6 protein-coding genes are annotated in these 4,524 nt (G+C 57.7%); all 6 read right to left on the bottom strand.

Annotated elements, in window-relative coordinates; all coding sequences use genetic code 11:
* Positions 1-192 precede the first annotated feature (192 nt).
* Positions 193-795 (bottom strand): protein-methionine-sulfoxide reductase heme-binding subunit MsrQ, encoded by a 603-nt coding sequence (gene msrQ / locus RT028_RS20050; RefSeq protein WP_312937208.1) that lies wholly within the window; start codon positions 793-795, stop codon positions 193-195.
* Entirely contained in the window at positions 795-1,808 is a 1,014-nt protein-coding gene (gene msrP, locus RT028_RS20045; protein WP_312937206.1) for a protein-methionine-sulfoxide reductase catalytic subunit MsrP, read from the bottom strand. The genes msrQ and msrP overlap by 1 nt, the downstream gene beginning before the upstream one ends.
* Positions 1,809-1,883: 75 nt before the next feature.
* Positions 1,884-2,738 (bottom strand): CDP-diacylglycerol--serine O-phosphatidyltransferase, encoded by an 855-nt coding sequence (gene pssA / locus RT028_RS20040; protein WP_312937204.1) that lies wholly within the window; start codon positions 2,736-2,738, stop codon positions 1,884-1,886.
* 151 nt (positions 2,739-2,889) lie between these two features.
* Positions 2,890-3,906 carry a ketol-acid reductoisomerase gene (gene ilvC, locus RT028_RS20035; RefSeq protein ID WP_312937202.1) on the bottom strand — a complete coding sequence of 339 codons (1,017 nt, stop codon included), beginning with the start codon at positions 3,904-3,906 and terminating at the stop codon, positions 2,890-2,892.
* Positions 3,907-3,962: 56 nt separating this feature from the next.
* Positions 3,963-4,454: an acetolactate synthase small subunit gene (gene ilvN / locus RT028_RS20030; RefSeq protein ID WP_312937200.1), complete on the bottom strand. Its 492-nt coding sequence runs from the start codon at positions 4,452-4,454 to the stop codon at positions 3,963-3,965.
* A gap of 1 nt (position 4,455) precedes the next feature.
* A partial coding sequence (locus tag RT028_RS20440; RefSeq protein WP_374011152.1) for a hypothetical protein occupies positions 4,456-4,524 on the bottom strand: 69 nt, incomplete at its 5' end.

Here is a 4,524-nt window from a genome sequence, read left to right as displayed (position 1 = left end):
AATCATACAGCGTTACAAACCGCTGTCAACCACCTTTTTCACCGCTGCCGATCAGTAGATCGAAGCACTTCCAACATCGAAGAAACATCCAACTCGTTGAATTTCAAGGAGTTTTTCGTTCCGTTTGCCCTGGAAGTGGTGCGCATTATAAAGACATTCGCCGAGGGGTCAAGCACTTATTTCAAGAAAGTTTCAGACCGCCCTACTACGGGTTCTTTTGATGCGCCTGGAGACCGCCGGTACGCGTAAAGCCATTAGCAGCGCTGCAGCGGCGGCGTAGATCGACCACTCCGCAAGATCGGAGCGGACGATCCAGAGGAAATGCAAAAGTCCCAACCCCAGAATCGGGTAGATCAGCTTATGCAGCTTTCTCCAACGTGCGCCGAGGCGCTTTTGACTATAGCGATTGGAAGTGACTGCCAGCGACAGCAACCCGACAAAGGCCAGCGCACCCACAATGATGTAGGGCCGCTTCTGCAACTCTACCGCCAGCTGCGCGAAATCCAGGCCCAGGATGAACACCATGTACGCCGTCATGTGCATGCCTATATAAGCAAAACACCACAAGCCGATCTGCCGGCGAGCGACGAGCCACCCCGCCCAACTGGTGACCCGCTGCAAAGGCGTCATGGCCAGGGTAATCAACAGCAGGATCAGCCCTCCCAGACCCAATCGATCCACAAGGATTTTTCCGGGATCCGGGCCCAGCAGATTCATCGCCGCTTCATAGAGCCACCACAGCGGAAACAGGCTCGCGAGTACAAAAATAGCCAAACGAAAACCGGGATAGCGCATCAGTAGTTCTTCCGCAAGTCCATGCCCTGGTAGAGCGAAGCCACTTCGTCCGCATAGCCATTGAACATTCCGGTACTGCGCACGTTGGGGCTGAACAGGCCGCTCGGAAGCCTTCGCTCACGGGCCTGGCTCCAACGAGGATGATCGACCGTCGGATTGACATTGGCATAGAAGCCGTACTCGGTAGGTGCAAGCCCCTGCCAGGTGGTTTGCGGCTGCTGCTCAACCAGGCTGATACGTACGATCGACTTGATGCTCTTGAAGCCATACTTCCAAGGCAAGACCAAACGCAGCGGGGCGCCGTTCTGGTTGGCCAGCTCACGGCCATACATGCCTACCGCTAAGAGGGCCAGTGGATTCATGGCCTCATCCAGGCGCACCCCTTCGACATAAGGCCAGTTGATCAATGCGAATCCGGACCGTTGTCCAGGCATGCTTTCAGGATCCTGCAGGGTTTCAAAGCGGACATAACGGGCTTTCGATGTCGGCTCCACGCGCTTGAGCACGTCAGCCAACGGGAAGCCCAGCCAAGGGATCACCATGGACCAGGCCTCTACGCAACGCAGGCGGTACACCCGCTCCTCGAACTGGCTCGGCTTGACGAGATCTTCCAATGCATACCGCCCAGGCTTGGACACCTCGCCATCGATGACCACGCTCCAGGGCTCGGTTTTCAGGCTCCCCGCGTTGGCAGCCGGATCGCCCTTGTCGGGACCGAACTCGTAGAAGTTGTTGTAGTGGGTAGCGTCTTTATAAGGCGTGATGGCCTCATCCTTGACGGTAACCGCTCCCCAGTGCGTACCAGGCAGCTTGCTGGTGAACCACTCAGGGGCTTTGCCGGGATCGACATCGGCATAGCGCGGCGCTTCGCTGGCTGCGCTGATCCGGGGCAAGCCGGCCACGGCCAGCGCCGCAAGGGAACCGCCCAACAACGAGCGGCGGGACAGGTAGATGGACTCGGGGGTGATCTCTGATGACACGCAGTCCGAAGACTTGGGGATCTTGATGAGCATGAGGGCTCCATAGCACAGGTAGCGGATACACCTGTAAGACTATGGAGCCTGCGGGTTATTCCCGCACGCCCTAGATTATGAGCGTTTGAGACGGCGATTGCGCAGCAGGTACTGCACGGGACCGGATGCCGCATAGCCAAGGAAAATCAAGAGGAGAATTCGCGGCGGATCACTGAATATGACCGCGAACACCAGTACAACGGCCAGAATTGCTACAAAAGGTACGCGCCCCTTCAGATCCAGCTCTTTGAAACTGTTGTACTTGATGTTGCTGACCATCAGCATTCCGGCTGCCGCGACGATCAGGGCGACCAGGAATGACAGTTTGGAGCCTTGAATCCCGTAGTCGCTGAACGCCCACACGATGCCAGCGACCACACCTGCCGCAGCAGGACTGGCAAGGCCGATGAAGTAGCGCTTGTCGGCCGTGCCGACCTGGGTATTGAAGCGGGCCAGACGCAATGCGGCGCCGGCCACATAGATGAAGGCGACCATCCAGCCGACCTTGCCCATGTCCCCCAGCGCCCAGACGAAGGCCAGCAACGCAGGCGCGACACCAAACGCCACCATGTCGGACAACGAGTCGTATTCGGCGCCGAACGCGCTCTGGGTGTTGGTCATGCGGGCCACACGCCCATCCAGGCCATCAAGCACCATTGCCACGAAGATCGCGATGGCCGCGGAGGCAAAATACTTGACCGCTTCGACCGAGTTGCCCGCGCTCATGTAGCCGTGGGCACTGATGGAACAGACGATCGAGTAGAACCCGGCAAACAGGTTTGCGGTAGTGAACAGATTTGGCAGCAGATAAATGCCGCGATGACGAACCTTGCGCCCTTCAGCATCGTGCCCTTCTTCAACATGTTCATCGACAGGCAACAGGCTTTCAGCGTCGGAGGGCGTATTCGGCTCTGCGGGACGTTCGCTCATGAAAAGTACCTTGCAACAGGGTGGAAAACGTTCGATATGGGCGTGCGCAACAGGTTTGGATACGCACCCCAACGGTCAGCTTTATACCAGATGCTGGCCCTGGAACGAAAAAACGCGGCCGAGGCCGCGTTTTCTATCTGACCAGAACGGCTTAGTTCTTGGACTTGTCGACGATCTTGTTCGCCGAGATCCACGGCATCATCGAGCGCAGTTGCTCGCCGATGACTTCGATGCCATGAGCAGCGTTGTTGCGGCGCTTGGCGGTCATCGATGGGTAGTTGGTAGCACCTTCGCTGATGAACATCTTCGCGTACTCACCGTCCTGGATGCGCTTGAGAGCGTTGCGCATGGCCTTGCGGGATTCTTCGTTGATGACTTCCGGGCCAGTGACGTACTCACCGTATTCGGCGTTGTTGGAGATCGAGTAGTTCATGTTGGCGATGCCGCCTTCGTACATGAGGTCAACGATCAGCTTCAGCTCGTGCAGGCACTCGAAGTAGGCCATTTCCGGCGCGTAGCCAGCTTCGACCAGGGTTTCGAAGCCGGCTTTGACCAGTTCGACAGTACCGCCACAGAGAACGGCTTGCTCGCCGAACAGGTCGGTTTCGGTCTCGTCCTTGAAGGTGGTTTCGATGATGCCGGTACGGCCGCCGCCAACGCCCGAGGCGTAGGACAGGGCAACGTTCTTGGCGTTGCCGGAAGCATCCTGATAAACGGCGATCAGGTCAGGGATACCGCCGCCTTTGACGAACTCGGTACGAACGGTGTGGCCTGGAGCCTTCGGCGCGATCATGATCACGTCGAGATCAGCACGCGGAACGACCTGGTTGTAGTGAATCGCGAAGCCGTGGGAGAAGGCCAGAGTGGCGCCCTTCTTGATGTTCGGCTCGATCTCGTTCTTGTACAGAGCGCCCTGGAACTCGTCCGGGGTCAGGATCATGATCAGGTCGGCGGCAGCAACGGCGCTGGCAACGTCAGCGACTTTCAGGCCGTGGGCTTCGGCTTTTGCGACAGTGGCCGAACCCTTGCGCAGACCGACGGTGACATCAACACCGGAATCCTTGAGGTTGCACGCTTGGGCGTGGCCCTGCGAGCCGTAGCCGATGATGGCCACTTTCTTACCTTGGATGATCGAAATGTCACAGTCTTTATCGTAGAAAACTTTCATGCACATACCCCTGGTTATATCTCGGCTCCAGTGGAGCCATCGCTAATTGTATTGAGTCAGATGCTCAGGACTTTGTCGCCGCGGGCGATACCGGTCACACCGCTACGCACCGTTTCGATGATCGATGCCGTGCCGATGGCCTGGATGAAACTGTCCAGCTTGTCGCTGGTGCCGCTCAATTGCACGGTGTAGACACTGGCAGTGACGTCGACGATCTGCCCACGGAAAATATCCGTGGTGCGCTTGATCTCAGCGCGCTGTGCGCCGGTAGCCTTGATCTTGACCAGCATCAGTTCGCGCTCGATATGAGCGCTCTCCGACAGATCGACCAACTTCACCACCTCGACCAGCTTGTTGAGGTTCTTGGTGATCTGCTCGATCACCTCATCATGACCGACGGTGGTCAGCGTGAGACGCGAAAGGCTCGGGTCTTCGGTCGGCGCCACGGTCAGGCTTTCGATGTTGTAGTTGCGTTGGGAAAACAGGCCGACCACGCGAGACAAGGCACCGGGTTCGTTTTCCATCAGCAGGGAAATGATGTGCCGCATATCAGGTACGCTCCGTCTTGCTCAGCCACATGTCACGCATCGAACCATCCTTGATCTGCATCGGATAGAC

It is taken from the genome of Pseudomonas sp. (genome assembly GCF_032058845.1).
Lineage (GTDB): Bacteria > Pseudomonadota > Gammaproteobacteria > Pseudomonadales > Pseudomonadaceae > Aquipseudomonas.
Note: the sequence above shows the minus strand (reverse complement) of the source record. Positions and strands in the feature narration are given on the sequence as shown.